This window comes from Mesorhizobium sp. M1217, from assembly GCF_040318275.1.
GTDB lineage: Bacteria > Pseudomonadota > Alphaproteobacteria > Rhizobiales > Rhizobiaceae > Mesorhizobium.
The window spans coordinates 270485-286887 of the sequence record NZ_JAMYMA010000003.1; the positions used below are offsets into that span (position 1 = coordinate 270485).

General features: G+C 64.1%; 16 protein-coding genes. 5 read left to right on the forward strand and 11 right to left on the reverse strand.

Going from position 1 to position 16403, the window contains the following annotated elements; all coding sequences use genetic code 11:
* Position 1: 1 nt before the first annotated feature.
* The 4 genes from NKH37_RS06455 to NKH37_RS06470 all read right to left on the reverse strand — a co-directional run bounded on the left by NKH37_RS06455 (position 2) and on the right by NKH37_RS06470 (position 3040).
* Entirely contained in the window at positions 2-1090 is a 1089-nt protein-coding gene (locus NKH37_RS06455; RefSeq protein ID WP_352999561.1) for an AbrB family transcriptional regulator, read from the reverse strand.
* Positions 1091-1359: 269 nt separating this feature from the next.
* Entirely contained in the window at positions 1360-1668 is a 309-nt protein-coding gene (locus NKH37_RS06460; protein ID WP_023719254.1) for a putative quinol monooxygenase, read from the reverse strand.
* 49 nt (positions 1669-1717) lie between these two features.
* Positions 1718-2515 carry an SDR family NAD(P)-dependent oxidoreductase gene (locus tag NKH37_RS06465; protein WP_023719253.1) on the reverse strand — a complete coding sequence of 266 codons (798 nt, stop codon included), beginning with the start codon at positions 2513-2515 and terminating at the stop codon, positions 1718-1720.
* Positions 2516-2587: 72 nt separating this feature from the next.
* Positions 2588-3040 (reverse strand): DsrE family protein, encoded by a 453-nt coding sequence (locus tag NKH37_RS06470; RefSeq protein WP_023719252.1) that lies wholly within the window; start codon positions 3038-3040, stop codon positions 2588-2590.
* A gap of 102 nt (positions 3041-3142) precedes the next feature.
* Between NKH37_RS06470 and NKH37_RS06475 the strand changes: the two genes are divergently transcribed.
* Together NKH37_RS06475 and NKH37_RS06480 are read left to right on the forward strand one after the other, a co-directional pair.
* A complete protein-coding gene (locus tag NKH37_RS06475; RefSeq protein WP_353004817.1) occupies positions 3143-4243 on the forward strand; it encodes a hypothetical protein in 1101 nt (366 codons plus the stop codon).
* Between the two features lie 24 nt (positions 4244-4267).
* Positions 4268-4516: an antitoxin gene (locus NKH37_RS06480; protein WP_023719250.1), complete on the forward strand. Its 249-nt coding sequence runs from the start codon at positions 4268-4270 to the stop codon at positions 4514-4516.
* Between the two features lie 216 nt (positions 4517-4732).
* Here NKH37_RS06480 and NKH37_RS06485 read toward each other — a convergent pair whose 3' ends face one another.
* A complete protein-coding gene (locus NKH37_RS06485) occupies positions 4733-5662 on the reverse strand; it encodes a cation diffusion facilitator family transporter (protein WP_023719249.1) in 930 nt (309 codons plus the stop codon).
* Between the two features lie 32 nt (positions 5663-5694).
* A complete protein-coding gene (locus NKH37_RS06490) occupies positions 5695-7884 on the reverse strand; it encodes an anthranilate synthase (RefSeq protein WP_352494779.1) in 2190 nt (729 codons plus the stop codon).
* 319 nt (positions 7885-8203) lie between these two features.
* Here NKH37_RS06490 and NKH37_RS06495 point away from each other — a divergent pair, with 319 nt between their 5' ends.
* On the forward strand, positions 8204-8974 hold the full coding sequence (locus NKH37_RS06495) for an isocitrate lyase/PEP mutase family protein (RefSeq protein ID WP_353040861.1): 771 nt from the start codon (positions 8204-8206) through the stop codon (positions 8972-8974).
* 14 nt (positions 8975-8988) lie between these two features.
* Here the strand turns inward: NKH37_RS06495 and NKH37_RS06500 are convergent, their stop codons facing one another.
* The 3 genes from NKH37_RS06500 to NKH37_RS06510 form a co-directional block, all read right to left on the reverse strand.
* Positions 8989-10038, reverse strand: a complete 1050-nt coding sequence (locus NKH37_RS06500; protein WP_353040863.1) for a M14 family metallopeptidase — start codon at positions 10036-10038, stop codon at positions 8989-8991.
* A gap of 140 nt (positions 10039-10178) precedes the next feature.
* Positions 10179-11555, reverse strand: coding sequence for an FAD-containing oxidoreductase (locus tag NKH37_RS06505; RefSeq protein ID WP_352591699.1), 1377 nt, complete (start codon positions 11553-11555; stop codon positions 10179-10181).
* On the reverse strand, positions 11552-12013 hold the full coding sequence (locus tag NKH37_RS06510) for a DUF4126 domain-containing protein (RefSeq protein WP_292660700.1): 462 nt from the start codon (positions 12011-12013) through the stop codon (positions 11552-11554). Before NKH37_RS06510 ends, NKH37_RS06505 begins: the two co-directional genes overlap by 4 nt.
* A 146-nt stretch (positions 12014-12159) precedes the next feature.
* Here NKH37_RS06510 and NKH37_RS06515 point away from each other — a divergent pair, with 146 nt between their 5' ends.
* On the forward strand, positions 12160-12717 hold the full coding sequence (locus tag NKH37_RS06515) for a sugar O-acetyltransferase (protein WP_353004819.1): 558 nt from the start codon (positions 12160-12162) through the stop codon (positions 12715-12717).
* A 6-nt stretch (positions 12718-12723) separates the two neighbouring features.
* Here NKH37_RS06515 and NKH37_RS06520 read toward each other — a convergent pair whose 3' ends face one another.
* Positions 12724-13710: a helix-turn-helix domain-containing protein gene (locus NKH37_RS06520; protein WP_352482060.1), complete on the reverse strand. Its 987-nt coding sequence runs from the start codon at positions 13708-13710 to the stop codon at positions 12724-12726.
* A 128-nt stretch (positions 13711-13838) separates the two neighbouring features.
* On the opposite strand from NKH37_RS06520, the gene NKH37_RS06525 reads away from it, so the two are divergent.
* Positions 13839-14486: a cysteine hydrolase family protein gene (locus tag NKH37_RS06525; RefSeq protein ID WP_353004821.1), complete on the forward strand. Its 648-nt coding sequence runs from the start codon at positions 13839-13841 to the stop codon at positions 14484-14486.
* Between the two features lie 71 nt (positions 14487-14557).
* Here NKH37_RS06525 and NKH37_RS06530 read toward each other — a convergent pair whose 3' ends face one another.
* Positions 14558-16237, reverse strand: coding sequence for a formate--tetrahydrofolate ligase (locus NKH37_RS06530; RefSeq protein ID WP_353040865.1), 1680 nt, complete (start codon positions 16235-16237; stop codon positions 14558-14560).
* Positions 16238-16403: the final 166 nt, after the last annotated feature.

Below are 16403 nucleotides of genomic sequence, written 5' to 3' on the forward strand. Positions count from 1 at the left end.
TTTACTCCCGCAGGCTTCTCGCCACCAGCCGCGCCACGCTTGGGCCGACCAGAAGCACGATCAGGAAGCGTGCCGATTGCAGCGCCATGACGAAGGAGATGTCGACATGCTGCGCGGCGGCGGCGATGATGGCGACGCTGTCCATGCCGCCGGGGCTGGTCGCCAGATAGGCGGTCAGCGGATCGATGCCGAGCAGGCGGCTGATCAGGAAGGCGAGGCCGCCGCAAAAGACGATCAGGGCAATGATCGAGCCGACGATCTGCGGCAGCGCGCGGGCCGCGTGGCGCAAGATGGCCCTGGTGAAATTCAGGCCGATGCTCCAGCCGATCATCGTATAGCTCAAGGCGAGCAGCCAGGGCGGCAGCTGCATGGTCACGCCGAGCCCGAGATGGATCACGGTGCCGAAAATGAAGGTGCCGAGGAAGAACGGCGACGGCAGCCGGAAAAGCTTTCCGGCGAGGCCGCCGACCAGCGCCACGCCGAACGTCGCGGCCAAGCCTTGCGGGTCGACCGGCGGGAACCAGACGATGGCCGGCACCTCGATGCCTGAGGTGTCGACCCAAAGCTTGGCCACCAGGGCTGCCGTCATCGAGACGCAGATGACGCGCAGATAGAGCATGAAGGCGACGAGGCGCTGGTCGGCGCCGAAGGCACCGGCCATCAGCACCATGGCGGTGGCGGCGCCCGGCGACGAGCCCCAGACGGCGGTGGTGCCGGGCAGGATGCGCCAGCGGCTGATCAGCCAGCCAAGCAGGCTGGATGCCGCGACCGTCGCCATCACGACGCCGAGGAACAGCGGCCATTCCTTGTAGAAGACGGGAAAGATATCGGCCGAGATGGAACTGGCGACCAGGCAGCCGACGACCGCCTGGGCGGAGCCGAACAGAACCCGCGGCACGCGCACCGTGGCGCCGTTGGTGCCGGCAGCGATGGCCGCCAGCATCGGTCCGATCAAGAGCGCGGCGGGAAGGGCGGCGAGTTCCAGCGCGCCGGCAAACAGCACCGAGACCACCACCAGGACCGGCCACTGCCAGCCCTTGTGGATCCGCGCCACATGCTCGATGGCCGGCGGGTTCGGGGAAGAATCCATAGATCGGCTCTTAGACCGGTCGCGAAAAAATGCGAACCTTTTTGCGGGGGAAAAGGGCTTGGGTGGTAATGGCACCAGCCATCCGTAGCGATCCTTCGCGCCCCCCTCTGTCCTGCCGGACATCTCCCCCTCTAGTGGGGAGATTGGATGTCACGTCGGCCTTCGCCAATCTCCAAAAAGAGAGCTGTCGGCGAAGCTGCCAATCTCCCCACTTGAGGGGGAGATGGCCGGCAGGCCAGAGGGGGGGCGCTGTCCCGCCGGCCTCTCCTCTATCCCGCCTTCACCGCCGGCAACCCAAACCCACCAACCGGACGCGTTTCCACCTGGAACTCGAAGCCGGCGATGATCGGCCGTGCCTTGGCGATTGCCGCCTGGACTTCGGGCAGCTGCAGCGAAGCCTTGTGGCTTTCGGCGTCGGTCCACACTTCGGTCACCCAGATCGCGTCGGCGTCGACCGGGTCGGTGGCGATGATGTAGTTCAGGCAGCCGGGCATGGCGCCGGTGCTGGCGAGCAGGACCTCCATGACCGCGTCGCGCTGGCCGCGCGTCGCCCGCATCTTGCCGATCAGTCCGTACATTCGCTTTGCTCCGTTGAGATTACGCAACCAGGAGTATGCAGTTCGCCGTCTACGGCATCAACTGGCCGCCATTCACCTCGATCACCTGGCCGGTGATGTAGCCGCTCAACAGATCGGAGGAGAGGAACAGATAGGCGCCAACGCAGTCCTCGGCGGTGCCGGCGCGGCCCTGCGGGATGGTGGCGATCATGCCTTTCATCTGGTCGTCGGTCGAGTAGCGCTCGTGGAAAGGTGTCGCGATCGTGCCGGGCGCCACCGCGTTGACGCGGATGTTGAAACCGATCAGCTCCTTGGCCATGCCGCGCGTGACGTTGGAGACGAAGGCCTTGGCGGAGCCGTAAAGGCCGGCGCCGCCACCGGCGCCGTTGCGCGCGGCGATCGAGGAGGTGTTGACGATGAAGCCGCCCTGCCGCTTCAGCCATGGGATCGCCTTGCGCGAAGCTGTCAGCACGGAACGCGCGTTGAGGTCCATCACCGCGTCGTAATGCGCCTCGGTCTGCTCGGCATAGGGCACGCGGCCGAGCATGCCGCCGGCATTGTTGACGAGGCCGTCGAGCCGGCCGAAATGTTGCGCACTGTCCTCGACGACACGCTCGACATCGGCGGGGATCGAGAAATCGCCCTGGGTCAGGAACACGTCGCCGCCGCCGTTGCGAATGGTCGCCGCCAGGTTTTCGGCAGCCACCCGGCTCGAATTGTAGTGCAGTGCGACGCGGCATTTCTGCGCGGCATAGGCAAGTGCAAGCGCCGCGCCGATGCCGGTCGAGGCGCCGGTGACCAGCACCGCCTTTCCGGCAAGGTCGGGGATGACCAGAGAGGGGCTGACAAGGGTGGTGGTGGCTGGCACGTCTATTCCTCCGGGGGACTCGGCCTGCTCTTCGTAGGCCCTCCCAGTCCTCGCGTTCAAGTCCGTAAAAGCCTATGGCCTGAGATAGGCGTAGCCCTGGCGCTGCAATTCGGCGAGCTTGACGACACCGCCTCTGTCGGCGGCATGGAAGCCGTCGAGCAGGTCGGCCAGGCCGATATCCATGCCGTGCATGGTGTTGGCGCAAGCGTGCGGGCTGAGCCCATCCTGGACAAGGCCGGCGAAACGCCCGGAAATGGCGGCGGATATCCCCTTCGACTTGAAGGCGGCAAGTGCTGGGCCGTGCACGACAAGCGCGATGTCGACCTTGCCGTCGGTGCCTTCGAAGTGATTCTTGATGTTGCCGAGCACGAAATTGACCTTGTCGAGATCGCTGAGGTGATAGGCGACCTTTTGCCTTTCCTCTTCGACGGGCTTGACTTCAATGGCTGCCGCCTTGGTGGGGCGCAGCCCGAAAAGCCCGGCGGCCCCGGCAAGACCGACGCGGAAAATATCGCGGCGTCGCATGGCTTCATCTCCCATTTAGCCGGCCCGCGCAAATTGCGTGGCCTCGGCCTCGATCCTAGCATAAATTGAAGCCACGTCTTGTCGGGGCAATGGAGGGGTAGCATGACGTCGAGGACCATAATGGGGACCATTGTGGGCGCCGGGCTTGGGTTTGCCTTGCTTGCCGCCGTCGTCGGCGCTGCTTTCGCCGATGACACGCTCAAACTCACCGAGCTCAGCCCCGACGGCAAGGACGCCTGTTTCGGGCGCGTCTACGACGCCGTGCATCTCAAGTCGCATCCGCACCAGAAGGTGGCGCGCATCTTCTTCTATTACGGCCGCGATCCGGTCAGCCGGCCAAACGAGGAGCCAAGCACCGGCATCGATTCCTCCTACAATGGCTTCATGGCGACGACGGTACGCGGCGCCAAGGCGCCGGAATGGCTCGGCGGTTGGTGCAGCCATGAATCGGAGGACGGCAAAACCGGTCCGATCCGTTGCGGCATGGACTGCGATCGCACCATGGCTTCGCTGAAGGTCGACGACAAGGGCCGGCTGATCGTCTCGGACGTGCAGCCCGATCTTTATCTCGATGCCGGATCGGAAGACGAGCTCGGGGAGGCGGAGTACGAACGGCAGGCGTTGGGCAAGGACGACAACGGCTTCAGGCTCGATCCGATGCCGGCCGCGACCTGCAAGGCGGAGTTCGCCCGCATCGACCCGATCGATCCGGCACTTGGCCCGCCATTGCGCGAGCGGCTGAAGCCGGACCAGGCCTTCTGCTACGGGCGTGACTACGATGCCGCGCATCTCGGCTCGCATCCCGATCAGCTGACCCAGACGATCCGGGTTTTCCGCGGACCGGTCGAGCTGGCATCCTTCGCCAAGGGCGGCGACCTCGCCAATTGGCCGAGCGGCGCAGACATCGCCGTTTCGGTTACCACGCGGCAGAAATCGGCCAAGGTCACGCAGGTCTATAACTGCCAGGGCGAGGGCGACCAGTGGCGCTGCGCGGCGAGCGCGAAGACGGGTGGTGCCTCCTGCGATATCGCGCAAAAGGAGATTTTCCTCCGCCGCGGCGCCAACGGCACGATGATGCTGGCCAACCCAAACAGCGGCCTGCCGATCGTCGATCTGTGCTCGAAGGCGGCGGAAGGCGACACCAGCTCCGACGACAAGGTCTACCGGCTGGAGCCGATGCCGCAGGCCGCCTGCGGGCCTTGATCATGTGACGAGGAGGTGGATGCCATGCGCAAGACAAGGGTGTTTTGGTCCGGCCGCTCGCAGGCGGTGCGCTTGCCAAAGGAGTACCGTTTCGACACCAAAGAGGTTTTCATCAGCCGCCACGGCCAGAGCGTCATTATCGAGCCTCTTGCGCAGGATTGGGCTTGGCTGGACAGAGTGATCGGTCCGCTTGATGACGATTTCGCGGAGGCGGCTCTGGAAAGTCCGTCGGATCAGATCCTCGAATCCATGGCGCGCAGCGGCTCGGAATGAGGGCTACAGCGATCCTTCGCGCCCCCCTCTGTCCTGCCGGACATCTCCCCCACTTGGGGGGAGATCGGCAGCTTCCTCGCGTCACTCACTCCTGCGACTATGGCTATTGGCAAAAGCCGCGGTGACGGCCAATCTCCCCACTTGTGGGGGAGATGTCCGGCAGGACAGAGGGGGCGCGAAGGATCACGACTGAGCGATTTTTCTGCGCGAATTGCTTCACGCGAACGGCACGGCCGTCGTGCCCTTGGGCAGTTTCGCTTCGTCGTCGGGCTCGACATGGATGATGACGCGAACCGAAGGAATCTCTGCCCGCAGCGCGTCCTCGATGCGGTCGCAGATGACGTGGCTGGCGCCGACCGACATGTCGGCGTCGACGACCAGATGGAACTCGATGAAGGTGGCGCGGCCGGCGATGCGCGTCTTCAGGTCGTGGACCTCGAGCGCGCCCTTGCAATTGGCAGAGATGATGTCGCGGATACGGATATGTTCCTGGGTGTCGACGGCGCGGTCCATCAGCCCGTTCATCGACGAGCCGATGACGTGCCAGCCCTGCCACAGGATGTTCAGCGCCACGATCACCGCAAGAGCCGGATCGAGAACCTGCCAGCCGGTCAGCACGGCGCCGACCAGGCCAATGAACACACCGACCGAGGTCGCTACGTCGGTCATGATATGCCTGCCGTCGGCAACCAGCGCCGGTGATTTTTCACTCCGTCCGGTGCGGATCAGCGTCAAGGCCCAGACGGCGTTGATGACGGTTGCGACGCCGTTGACGGCAAGGCCGGTCCATGGCTGTTCGAGCGGGGCCGGATGCTGCCACGACCACCAGACCTCGTTGAGGATGAGCAGGGCGGCAAGCACGATCAGCACGCCTTCCAGGACGGCCGAGAAATACTCGGCCTTGTGGTGGCCGAACGGATGGTCCTGGTCGGCTGGCTTGTAGCTGACCTGGATCGCCCAATAGGCGGCGGCCGAGGCAATGACGTTGACGATCGATTCCAGCGCGTCCGAATAAAGCGCAACCGAACCGGTGACGTACCAGGCCACCAGCTTGAGGCCGAGCACGACGAAGGCGACGACGATCGACCAGAAAGCGAGGCTGGCGACCTTCTGCCTGGCGGCTGCTTTGATTTCTGCCGCGGTCACTGGGGAAGAAATCCCAACACTGAGCCCTCGAATTAAGCGGCCTTTTCCTTGGCCTTGCGCGGCAGGTGCGCGACGATGTTCTCGATGATGCGCATGCCGGCATTGTGGCCGAGCGTCATGATCGATTCCGGGTGGAACTGCACAGCGGCGATCGGCTCCTTGCGGTGCTCGAAGGCCATGATGATGCCGTCCTCGGTCTCGGCGGTAACGACAAAACCATCGGGCAGCCGCACCGGATCGGCGAAGATAGAATGATAGCGGCCGACCGTCACCTCCTTGGGCAGGCCGGAGAAGATGATGCCCGGCTTCGACACGCGGATGCGCGACGGCTTGCCATGCATCGGGATGTGCAATTGCCGCAGCTCGCCGCCATAGGCCTCGGCCAGCGCCTGCAGCCCGAGGCAGACGCCGAAGATCGGCAGGTCGCGCGCACGGGCTCGCTTGATGGTGGCGGCGCAGTCGAAGTCCTTCGGCGTGCCGGGGCCGGGCGACAGCACGACCAGGTTTGGCTTCAGCCGGTCGAAGACCTCGTCCGGCACCGGCGTGCGCACCGTCGAGACATTGGCGCCGGTCTGGCGGAAATAGTTGGCCAGCGTATGGACGAAGGAGTCCTCGTGGTCGACCAGCAGGATGTTGACGCCATCGCCGACCCGCGCGGTGCTGCGTTCGGTGCTGGCGGCATTGCCTGACTTGGCGTCGCGGATGGCGGAGATCATGGCGGATGCCTTCAGTTCGGTTTCGGCTTCTTCTTCTTCGGGTATGCTGTCGAAGAGCAGCGTGGCGCCGGCGCGCACCTCGGCAATGCCGTCCTTGATGCGGATGGTGCGAAGCGTCAGGCCAGTGTTCATGTCACCGTTGAAATTGACCATGCCGATCGCCCCGCCATACCAGGCGCGCGGGCTCTTCTCGTTCTGCTCGATGAAGCGCATGGCCCATAATTTCGGCGCGCCGGTGACGGTGACGGCCCAGGCATGCGACAGGAAGGCGTCGAAGGCGTCCATGCCTTCGCGCAGCCGTCCCTCAATGTGGTCGACGGTGTGGATCAGGCGCGAATACATCTCGATCTGGCGACGGCCGATGACGCGCACCGAGCCCGGCTCGCAGACCCTCGACTTGTCGTTGCGGTCGACATCCGAGCACATGGTGAGTTCGGACTCGTCCTTCTTGGAATTGAGCAGCTTGAGGATCTGCTCGCTATCGGAAATGGCATCGTCGCCGCGCTTGATAGTGCCGGAGATCGGGCAGGTCTCGACGCGGCGGCCGTTGACGCGAACGAACATTTCCGGCGAGGCGCCGATCAGATATTCGCCCTCGCCGAGATTGATGAAGAAGGAATAGGGCGAGGGATTGATGCTCTTCAGCTTGCGGGAAATCTCGGAGGGCTGGGTTTCGCAGCGTTCGTAGAACATCTGCCCCGGCACCACTTCGAACAGGTCGCCGCGCTCAAAGCTCTTCATCGCCTTGCGCACCAGCTTGGCATATTCGCCGGGCTCGTGGTCGCCGCGCGGCGGGATCCGGTCGGCGGTCCTGAACGGCTCGACGATTTCGTCGCGCGGCAGGCCTTCGGTCGAAAAGCCGTCGCCGGAATAGTCGTAGCGGTCGGTCCAGGCCTTGGTGGAATAGTGGTCGACGACGAGGATCTCGTCGGGCAGGAACAGCACGAGATCGCGCTGGCTTGGCTTGCGCTCGAGCTTGTAGTCGACCGGATCGAACTGGAAGGCGAGGTCGTAGCCGAAGGCGCCATAGAGGCCGAGATTGGCGTCTTCCTCGGTCTTGAACAAAGCAGTGATGGCGCGCAGCACGGTGAACACGGAGGGAACGCGGCTGCGTTCCTCTTCGGTGAAGACACGGCCGGGCTTGGCGACCTCGAGGCGGATGAGTTTGTTCGACGTCTCGGCGATCGTGACATCGTCAAGGCCGGCAAGCACCGTACCGATCACCGGCAAAAGCACCTCGCCACGGCGGTTCAGCGCCTCGATGCGCATGGCGCGGCCGCGTGCCGAGATCACCAGCGGCGGATCGATGATGGCGGTATCCCAGCGCGTATAACGGCCGGGATATTCGTAATTCGAGGAAAACACGGCGCCGCGGCGCGAATTCAGGCCATCGACATAGCCGTCGATCGCGCCCTCATATGGCCGGTCATGGCGCTGGCGGGTAATCGCCACGCCACCCGCGGTGACGAAGCGCTCGGCGCCATTCTCCAGAATTTTCGTCGTCATTGCCGTCTCCATCAGCGTCTTTGGGGCAACGGACCCGGGAATGGCTTGAAAAAACAAATGGCCGCCCGGACATTCCGCTGCGGCCACCTTCTATTGTCACGCGAACGCGTTCGAACAGGCCGCTGTCAGCGAGCCCACCACCAAATGGTCTTGATCGAACGCATATTCATGGCGAAATCCATAGCCGCGAAAAGCGGTATGCGCAACAGGTTTGAAAGTCTGTGGGGTGGCTGCTGCTTTCGCAACCTATGGCACATGGCCAAGACCGGCAGTCCTGCCTAGACTCTGCATCAAACAGCAGGAAGACGGGAAAACATCGATGACCGAGCAGATCGACCGCGCACGGACGTTCCATTCCCTCCATGTCAAGGGCAACCCGATTGTCCTCTACAATGCCTGGGACCCAGGCTCCGCCAAGATCATCGCGCAAGCAGGGGCCAAGGCCATCGCCACCGGAAGCTGGCCGGTCGCGGCCGCTTTCGGATTCGCCGATGGCGAGAAAATCCCGTTGGAACTGGCGCTCGAAAACATCAAACGCATCGTTGCGGCGGTGGATCTGCCGGTAACCATGGACCTCGAGGGCGGTTACGGGGTCGCTCCGGAGGTTGTCGCCCGCAGCGTGGGGCTCGCCGTGCAGGCTGGAGCCGTCGGCTTTAATTTCGAGGATCAGATTGTCGGCGGCAGTGGGCTGCACGACATCGCCATACAGGTGAGGCGGATCGAAGCCGCCGCGGCGGCCGTGAAGACCTCGGGTATTCCGGCCTGCATTAACGCCCGAACCGACATTTTCCTGAAGGCGAAACCGGATGCGCACGACAAGGCTCTCCTCGATCAGGCGATCGAGCGGGCGCACGCCTACGAAAGGGCCGGAGCGCATGGCTTCTTTGCGCCGGGGCTTGCCGATGAAGGCCTGATCGAGGCGCTCTGCCAGGCAACGGCATTGCCGGTCAACATCATTGCACTGGCGCATGTGCCGCCGCGCCAGAGGCTTGCCGAACTCGGCGTCGCCCGCGTGAGCCATGGTCCGGTGCCTTACCGGCAGATGGCCGAATGGCTGGAGTCCAAGGCGCGACAGGCGATTTCGGGGTAGCATGGCGGGTTGCGTCAGTCCTCCAGCGTCCCCGACCTTGCATCGGCACTCTTCCTGTCGCCGACCAGCTTCAAGAGGTCCTCGCCGGCGCGAATTATGCGGCGCGAGCGGCGTGTCAGGATGAGGCCGGCCTGGGGCGCCAACACTTCCGTGCGGCCGTCGGGCTCACCCGGCGCGTGGACGATGGTGGCAAGGCGCGCACCCTTGTTGACGCGGTCGCTCGGCTTCACGTGGTAGAGGATCGCGCCCGAACGGGGCGCCGGCATCATCTCGATATTTTCGATCGGCGCGACGAGTCCTCCGAAGCTGCCAGACGCGGGCAGCGCCTGATCCCGGATGACGCCGCGCGCCACCAGCAGCCGGTAGAGCCCTTCGGCGTCGGCGCTGGCGAGGGCGCCGTCGACGTCGAGTATGCCGCGATATTCGACGGTGGTGGCGACGCGCCGATCGAGGCGCGCGACGTCGGCGGGAACGTTCTGATACGGCATGATCGAGGCGCCTTCGAAGGTGCCGTCGGGATCTTCGTGCCACAGCATCACCGCATCGACGCCCATAGCCGCCGCACAATCCGCCATGGCCGGCCACAGGCTGGTGTGGACGTAGAGGTAGGCGAGGCCTTCATCGTCGCAGTGCAGGTCGAGCACGATGTCGTGGCCGATGGAGAGCTGCAGCAGCCGCGTCTTCAGCCGCTGATCGACCGTGCCGTGCGCCGGCAGGAGCGTGAGGTCGGGCGCGGCGAGCCGCGGAAAGCCGCGATTGAAATTGGTGCGCGTCCCCAGATGGAAGCGGCCCTGATGGTCGCCATAGAGATATTGCGCGCGGCCGATCGGATTGGCCCAGGGCACGATGGTCATATTGCCGCTGATGCGGCCTTCGGCTTCCGCCCTGCTGAGCATCGGCATCAGCGCATCGATGGCAACGACGCCCGGCAATTCGCCGGCATGAAGTGCCGCCTGCAGATAGGCCGAAGGCGCTGTCTTGTCCGTTCCGGTGAAGCGGAAGACGGGGAATTCGTAGGAAACGCCCTCGCTGTCGCCGGCGATGCGTTCGATGGATTTCTGCATGGACTGTCTCCAGGAAACGAGACCGAACACATGCCCTTTCGCCAATACACTGTCGATTGGTCCAGCTTTTCGCGCTATGGGCGCACGGCTCTATCCGGGCTTGGCGCTCAAAGGATCGCGAGATAACGCCTGCGCCCGGCCTATGCCAGCGGCTTCAATTCCTGGGCGATGGTCGGCAGAAGCTCCGAGACGTTCGGGTGGATGTGCACCGCGCGCGCCAGCGTACTGACTGGCGCCTTGGCATACATCAGATCGAGCACGCAGTGCACTGCCTCGTCGCCACCCGGGCCGAGCACCGAACAGCCGAGGATTTCCTTGGTGTCGGCATCGACCAGGATCTTCATGAAGCCTTGCGTCTCACCTTTTTCGACGGCACGGCTGACGCGGGTCATTGGCCGCTGGCCGACAAGGGCGCGGCGGCCGGATTTCCTTACCGCGGCTTCGGTCATGCCGCAGCGGCCGAGTGGTGGGTCGATATAGAGCGCATAGGCCTCGATGCGGTCGCTGACCTTGCGCGGATCGTTGTCGAGCAGGTTGGCGGCGACAATCTCGTAGTCATTGTACGAGGTGTGGGTGAAGGCGCCCTTGCCGTTGCAGTCGCCCATCGCCCAGATGCCGGGCACGCTGGTGCGCAGCTGGTCGTCGACGACGATGAAGCCGCGTTTGTCGACCTCGACGCCGGCTTTGTCGAGGCCGAGATCGTCGGTGTTTGGCGTGCGGCCCAGGGCCAGCAGCACATGCGAGCCGACCGCAGCCGCCTTGCCTGGCGAGAAGGTCACGGCGATTTCGTTGCCTCGCCTGGCGAAGCGGATATCGTCGGCGCCGAGATGGACGGCAATGGCTTCGTTTTCGAGGATCGACAAAATGGCGTCCGAGACGTCATCGTCCTCGCGGCCGATCAGGCGCGGGCTCTTTTCGATGACCGTGACTTCGGAACCGAAGCGGCGGAACATCTGCGCGAATTCGAGCGAGACATAGCTGCCGCCGACGACGATGAGATGGCGCGGCAGCACGTCGAGATCCATCATCGACGAATTGGTCAGGTAAGAAATGCCGTCGAGGCCGGGCAGGTCGGGCACCGAGGCGCGGCCGCCGGTGTTGAGGAAGATCTTTTCGGCGCTCAGCAGATCGTCGCCGACGCGCACCGTATTGGCGGTCACGAAGCGCGCATGGCCGCGATAGAGCGTGCATTTGTCCATGCCGGCAATCCAGTCTTCGAGATTGCCGCGGGCATCGTTCGAGACTTTGTCCTTGCGCGCCTTGATCGCCTTGTAGTTGACGCCGATGGGACCGGAGAGCGTCACACCGTAGTCCGCGGCGCAGCGGGCGAGATGCGCGGCATAGGCGCTTGCCACCATCGTTTTGGTCGGCGTGCAGCCGGTATTGACGCAAGTGCCGCCGACCAGCTTTCGCTCGATCAGCGCCACGCTCATGCCGGCCGCATTCAGCCGGCCGGCGAGCGGTGGGCCGGCCTGCCCGGCACCGACGATGATGGCGTCGAATGTCTTTGCCGTCATGCCACCGCCGCCACGATCAGAAGCCCGCCGACGATCGCCACCGCGTCCTCGATGAAGGCGGCGGGCGGGTCCTTGCCGAAGGCGGTGGCCAGGCGTTTACGCGCCTCGGCGCCGCCCAACGTGCCGATCACCGCGCCGACGGCGCCGGCGATCAGGCCGCCGATGGTGGCGCCGCCGGTGGCGCCGATCACCGCGCCGGTGAAAGCGCCCAAGACGATGCGCGTGCCGAATTGCTGCGGCACCTTGCGGCTCGGCGCCGATGGCAGCTGGTCGGTGACCAGTTCGGCGATGGCCAGGATGGTGAAGATGCCGACGGCGATCCAGTGGCCCATGAAGCTCGCCCAGGTGCCGGCGACCGGCAACCAGCCTAGCCAGGCGCCCCAGGCGACCGCGGCGGGCGCTGTCATGGCGCGAAGCCCGGCAACGATGCCAATCAGGAGTGCAAGAATGTACAGCATGATTGATCCCTCGATGGCCGGCTTGGGACAGGTCCGAGAGAGCAAGCTACCATAGGTCCGGTATTTGACCAGAGGTGGTGTCGCCGCCGGCGCTTCCGTATTTTCACCAGTTGTGCTTGGCAAAGATTGAGACTGGAGTTGCGGCCATGACGGGGAGCGAACGCACGAAAATGGCGGCGGGCGAGTGGTATTGCTGCCTCGACCCGGAACTGGAGGCGCTGCGGATCACGGCACGCGACGCGGTGTTCGAGCACAACAGCCTGCCACCACGACAGCACGGCGATATCGGGCCTGCCTTGCGGGCGCTGCTCGGCGCTGCAGGCGAGGGCGCCCGGATCGAAGCGCCGTCCCACTGCGCTTATGGCTTCAACATCTTTCTCGGCGACCGCGTCTTCCTCAATGCCGGCTGCACCATTCTCGATACGGCGCCAGTGCGCATCGGCAAGGGAACGCTGCTCGGCCCCAATGTGCAGATCTATTGCGCCGAGCACCACAGGGAGGCTGCGGGGCGACGGGCAGGGCTGGAGATCGCTAGGCCGGTCGAGATCGGCGACAATGCCTGGATCGGCGGTGGTGCCATCATCCTCGGCGGGGTCAGGATCGGTGATGGCGCCATCGTCGGCGCCGGTGCCGTGGTGAAGCGCGACGTGGCGGCGAACACCACGGTGGTCGGCAATCCGGCACGGGTAATCAGGAGCGGGTGAGCCGGATCAGCGTGAAGCGCCGCGTCTATCCAAATCGACACTCCTCGAGAATTCGCGCCGGTATTGCACGGGCGAGGTTCTGAGCCGCGCTGCGAAATGCTGGCGCAGCGAGGTGGCGCTGCCGAAGCCGGCCTCGAAGGCAACCGTATCCATCGATTTTTCCGTTGCTTCCAGCAGCCGCTGTGCGAGTTGCACACGCTGGTCGGTCAGCCAGTCGCCGAAACTGGTGCCGATCGTTTTCTGGAAACGGCGCGTGAACGTCCGGCGGGTGAGGCCGGCGAGACCGGCAACGCTGTCCAGACTGTGCGGATCACCCAGGGTTTTGCGCACCGTTTCGAGAGCCTGGGTGAAGCGGTCCGCATTGCCGGTTCTGGCGATGGGACGTTCGATGAATTGCGCCTGCCCGCCCTGCCGATGCGGAGAAAGCACGATCTGCCGGGCAAGGCGAAGCGCTGCCTCCGCGCCGTAACGAGCCCGTACGACGTGCAGGCAGCAGTCAAGCCCGGCGGCGACGCCGGCGGATGTCACGACATCGCCATCGTCGATGTAGAGCACTTCTGGTTCGACGAGAATGTCGGGGTAGAGTTCCTGCAGCTGATCCGCGTAGGCCCAGTGCGTCGCGGCTCGCCGCCCCGAAAGCAATCCGGTCGCCGCGACAGCGAACGTTCCCAAGCACAGTCCGACAATCAGCGCGCCGCGCTCGTGCGCGCCAAGCAACGCCTCGATCAGTGTCGTCGGCGGTGAGATTCCGAGATTCTTCCAACTCGGCACGATGACGATGTCGGCATCATCGAGCGCCGAAAGCCCGTGCGGGACGCTGATGGTCAGCCCGGCATCAGTGCGGATCGGCCCGTTCTCAATCGCGCAGACCCGGAAGTCGAAGCGCGGCAGGCCGAGCGTCGTGCGATCCGCGCCGAACACGAGACACGGCACGGAGAGATGAAACGGGCTGATGCCATCGAAGGCGATGGCGGCAACGACAGGATCGGCCATGGGAGCTCCAGCAAAGGGTGACACCGATTGTCCCAATTCTTTCGAACAATGTCAATCGGGACACTTTTTGCGATCCGGCGCCGCGCTTATCGTCCACCCATCAATGCCAAACGGGAAAGGAAAACCCCATGTCGGACCCAGCCAAAGGCAAAGCTCCACGCCGCGCCCTCATCGTCATCGATGTTCAGAACGACTATGACGGCGGCAACCTCGCCATCCAGCATCCGCCGTTCCGCGAGAGCGTCGTCAATGTGGCGCGAGCGATGGACGCGGCCACCGAGGCAGGCGTCAAGGTGGTGGTCATCAAGCAGTTGGCACCGGAAACCTCATCGGTCTTCGCCAAGGGCAGCCATGGCGCCGAGTTGCACCCGGAAATCGCCAGGCGAAACCGCGACCACTACATCGAAAAGAACTTGCCCAGCGCCTTCACCGGCACGGATTTAGAGGAGTGGCTGCGCGCCAACTCTATCGATACGATCACGGTCATCGGCTACATGACGCATAATTGCAATCTGTCCACGGTCATCCATGCCGTGCATATGGGTTTTGAGGTCGAGTTCCTGTCGGACGCGACGGGGTCGTTGCCCTACGCCAACAGCGCCGGCTACGCTTCGGGCGAGGAAATCCATCGCGTCGTGACGATCGTATTGCAGTCGCGCTTCGCGGCCGTTCTCAAAACCGCCGAATGGATCGATTGCCTGAAGACCGGCGTGGTACCCCAGCACGACACACCCTATGCCTCCAACCAGCGCGCGCTGGCGCGAAGCGCGGCGTAGGAGACTATTGCGAGCAGGCAGAAGGGCGCCGCAGCGTTGCGGCGCCCTTTGCCGTTCGAGCGTTGATATCCTTAGAACAGGCCCTCGATCTGGCCCATTTCGTTCAGGAAGATCTTTTCCGAGGATGGCGCTTTGGGCAGACCGGGCATGGTCATCACCTCGCCGCAGATGATGACGACGAAGCCGGCGCCGGCAGACAGCCTGACCTCGCGCACCGGCACGGTGTGGCCGGTCGGCGCGCCGCGCAGATTCGGATCGGTGGAGAAGGAATATTGCGTCTTGGCCATGCAGACCGGCAAATGACCGTAGCCGGCGTGCTCCCAGGCGTGGAGCTGGTCGCGCACCGATTTGTCGGCGATCGCTTCGGAACCGCGATAGATGCGCTGGACGATGGTGTTGATCTTCTCGAACAGCGGCATGGCGTCAGGATAGAGCGGGGCAAATTGCGACGCGCCGGATTCGGCCAATGCCACGACTCTTTTGGCGAGTTCCTCGATGCCGGCCGATCCCTGAGCCCAGTGCTTGCACAGGATCGCCTCTTCGCCCATCGAGGCGACGTAGTCCTTCATCGCCTGGATCTCGGCCTCGGTGTCGGAGTAGAAATGGTTGATGGCGACCACGGCCGGCACACCGAACTGGCGGATGTTCTCGATGTGGCGGCCGAGATTCGCACATCCCTTCTTGACCGCCTCGACGTTCTCCTTGCCGAGTTCCTCCCTCTTGACGCCGCCATTCATCTTCATGGCGCGAACCGTGGCGACGATGACCGCCGCTGCCGGCCTCAGGCCGGCCTTGCGGCATTTGATGTCGAAGAACTTTTCGGCACCGAGGTCGGCGCCGAAACCGGCTTCGGTGACGACGTAATCGGCAAGCTTCAGCGCCGTCGTGGTGGCAACGACGGAGTTGCAGCCATGCGCGATGTTGGCGAAGGGGCCGCCATGGACGAAAGCCGGGTTGTTCTCCAGCGTCTGCACGAGATTGGGCTGCATGGCGTTCTTCAAGAGTACGGCCATCGCGCCGTCGGCCTTGAGGTCGCGGGCATAGACGGCCGACTTGTCGCGACGATAGGCGACGATGATGTCGCCGAGGCGCTTTTCCAGGTCCTTCAGGTCGGTCGACAGGCACAGGATGGCCATGACTTCCGAGGCGACTGTGATGTCGAAACCGGCCTCGCGCGGGAAACCGTTGGCGACGCCGCCGAGCGAACAGATGATCTCGCGCAGCGACCGGTCGTTCATGTCCATGACGCGGCGCCAGACGACACGGCGGGTGTCGATGCCGAGCTCGTTGCCCCAATAGATGTGGTTGTCGATCAGCGCCGACAGCAAGTTATGGGCGGTGGTGATGGCATGGAAATCGCCGGTGAAGTGGAGGTTCATGTCCTCCATCGGCACGACCTGCGCATAGCCGCCGCCGGCGGCACCGCCCTTGACGCCGAAATTCGGTCCGAGCGAAGCCTCGCGGATGCAGACGATGGCCTTCTTGCCGATGCGGTTGAGGCCATCGCCCAAGCCCACCGTCGTCGTCGTCTTGCCTTCGCCGGCCGGTGTCGGGTTGATGGCGGTCACGAGGATCAGCTTGCCGTCCTTGTTGCCCTTCACCGACTTGATGAACTCGGCCGAGATCTTCGCCTTGTCGTGGCCGTAGGGCAGAAGATGTTCGCTCGGAATGCCGATCTTCTGGCCGATCTCCTGGATCTGCTTCTTCCTGGCGCCGCGCGCGATCTCGATGTCGGACTTCACTTCGGCCATGACGGCTTCCCTTTGAATTGAACGGATTCGATTACTGTGGTCGCAAGCCCGGCACTGCAGGCGCGGGCATGTTCTACCCCTGTCGCTGCCGCGGCGTCAACTTTCATGCAACTATGTTTCCTACGAAGAAAGTGCCTCTGCGGTCGGCTGCCCTGCTACAGGTTCT

Coding starts and splice junctions, on each gene's coding strand:
- NKH37_RS06480 (WP_023719250.1), top strand. CDS start 4,268: ATGCGCAAGACAAGGGTGTTTTGGTCCGGCCGCTCGCAGGCGGTGCGC.
- NKH37_RS06500 (WP_353040863.1), bottom strand. CDS start 10,038: ATGCAGAAATCCATCGAACGCATCGCCGGCGACAGCGAGGGCGTTTCC.
- NKH37_RS06505 (WP_352591699.1), bottom strand. CDS start 11,555: ATGACGGCAAAGACATTCGACGCCATCATCGTCGGTGCCGGGCAGGCC.
- NKH37_RS06495 (WP_353040861.1), top strand. CDS start 8,204: ATGACCGAGCAGATCGACCGCGCACGGACGTTCCATTCCCTCCATGTC.
- NKH37_RS06475 (WP_353004817.1), top strand. CDS start 3,143: ATGACGTCGAGGACCATAATGGGGACCATTGTGGGCGCCGGGCTTGGG.
- NKH37_RS06515 (WP_353004819.1), top strand. CDS start 12,160: ATGACGGGGAGCGAACGCACGAAAATGGCGGCGGGCGAGTGGTATTGC.
- NKH37_RS06460 (WP_023719254.1), bottom strand. CDS start 1,668: ATGTACGGACTGATCGGCAAGATGCGGGCGACGCGCGGCCAGCGCGAC.
- NKH37_RS06455 (WP_352999561.1), bottom strand. CDS start 1,090: ATGGATTCTTCCCCGAACCCGCCGGCCATCGAGCATGTGGCGCGGATC.
- NKH37_RS06470 (WP_023719252.1), bottom strand. CDS start 3,040: ATGCGACGCCGCGATATTTTCCGCGTCGGTCTTGCCGGGGCCGCCGGG.
- NKH37_RS06530 (WP_353040865.1), bottom strand. CDS start 16,237: ATGGCCGAAGTGAAGTCCGACATCGAGATCGCGCGCGGCGCCAGGAAG.
- NKH37_RS06520 (WP_352482060.1), bottom strand. CDS start 13,710: ATGGCCGATCCTGTCGTTGCCGCCATCGCCTTCGATGGCATCAGCCCG.
- NKH37_RS06525 (WP_353004821.1), top strand. CDS start 13,839: ATGTCGGACCCAGCCAAAGGCAAAGCTCCACGCCGCGCCCTCATCGTC.
- NKH37_RS06510 (WP_292660700.1), bottom strand. CDS start 12,013: ATGCTGTACATTCTTGCACTCCTGATTGGCATCGTTGCCGGGCTTCGC.
- NKH37_RS06490 (WP_352494779.1), bottom strand. CDS start 7,884: ATGACGACGAAAATTCTGGAGAATGGCGCCGAGCGCTTCGTCACCGCG.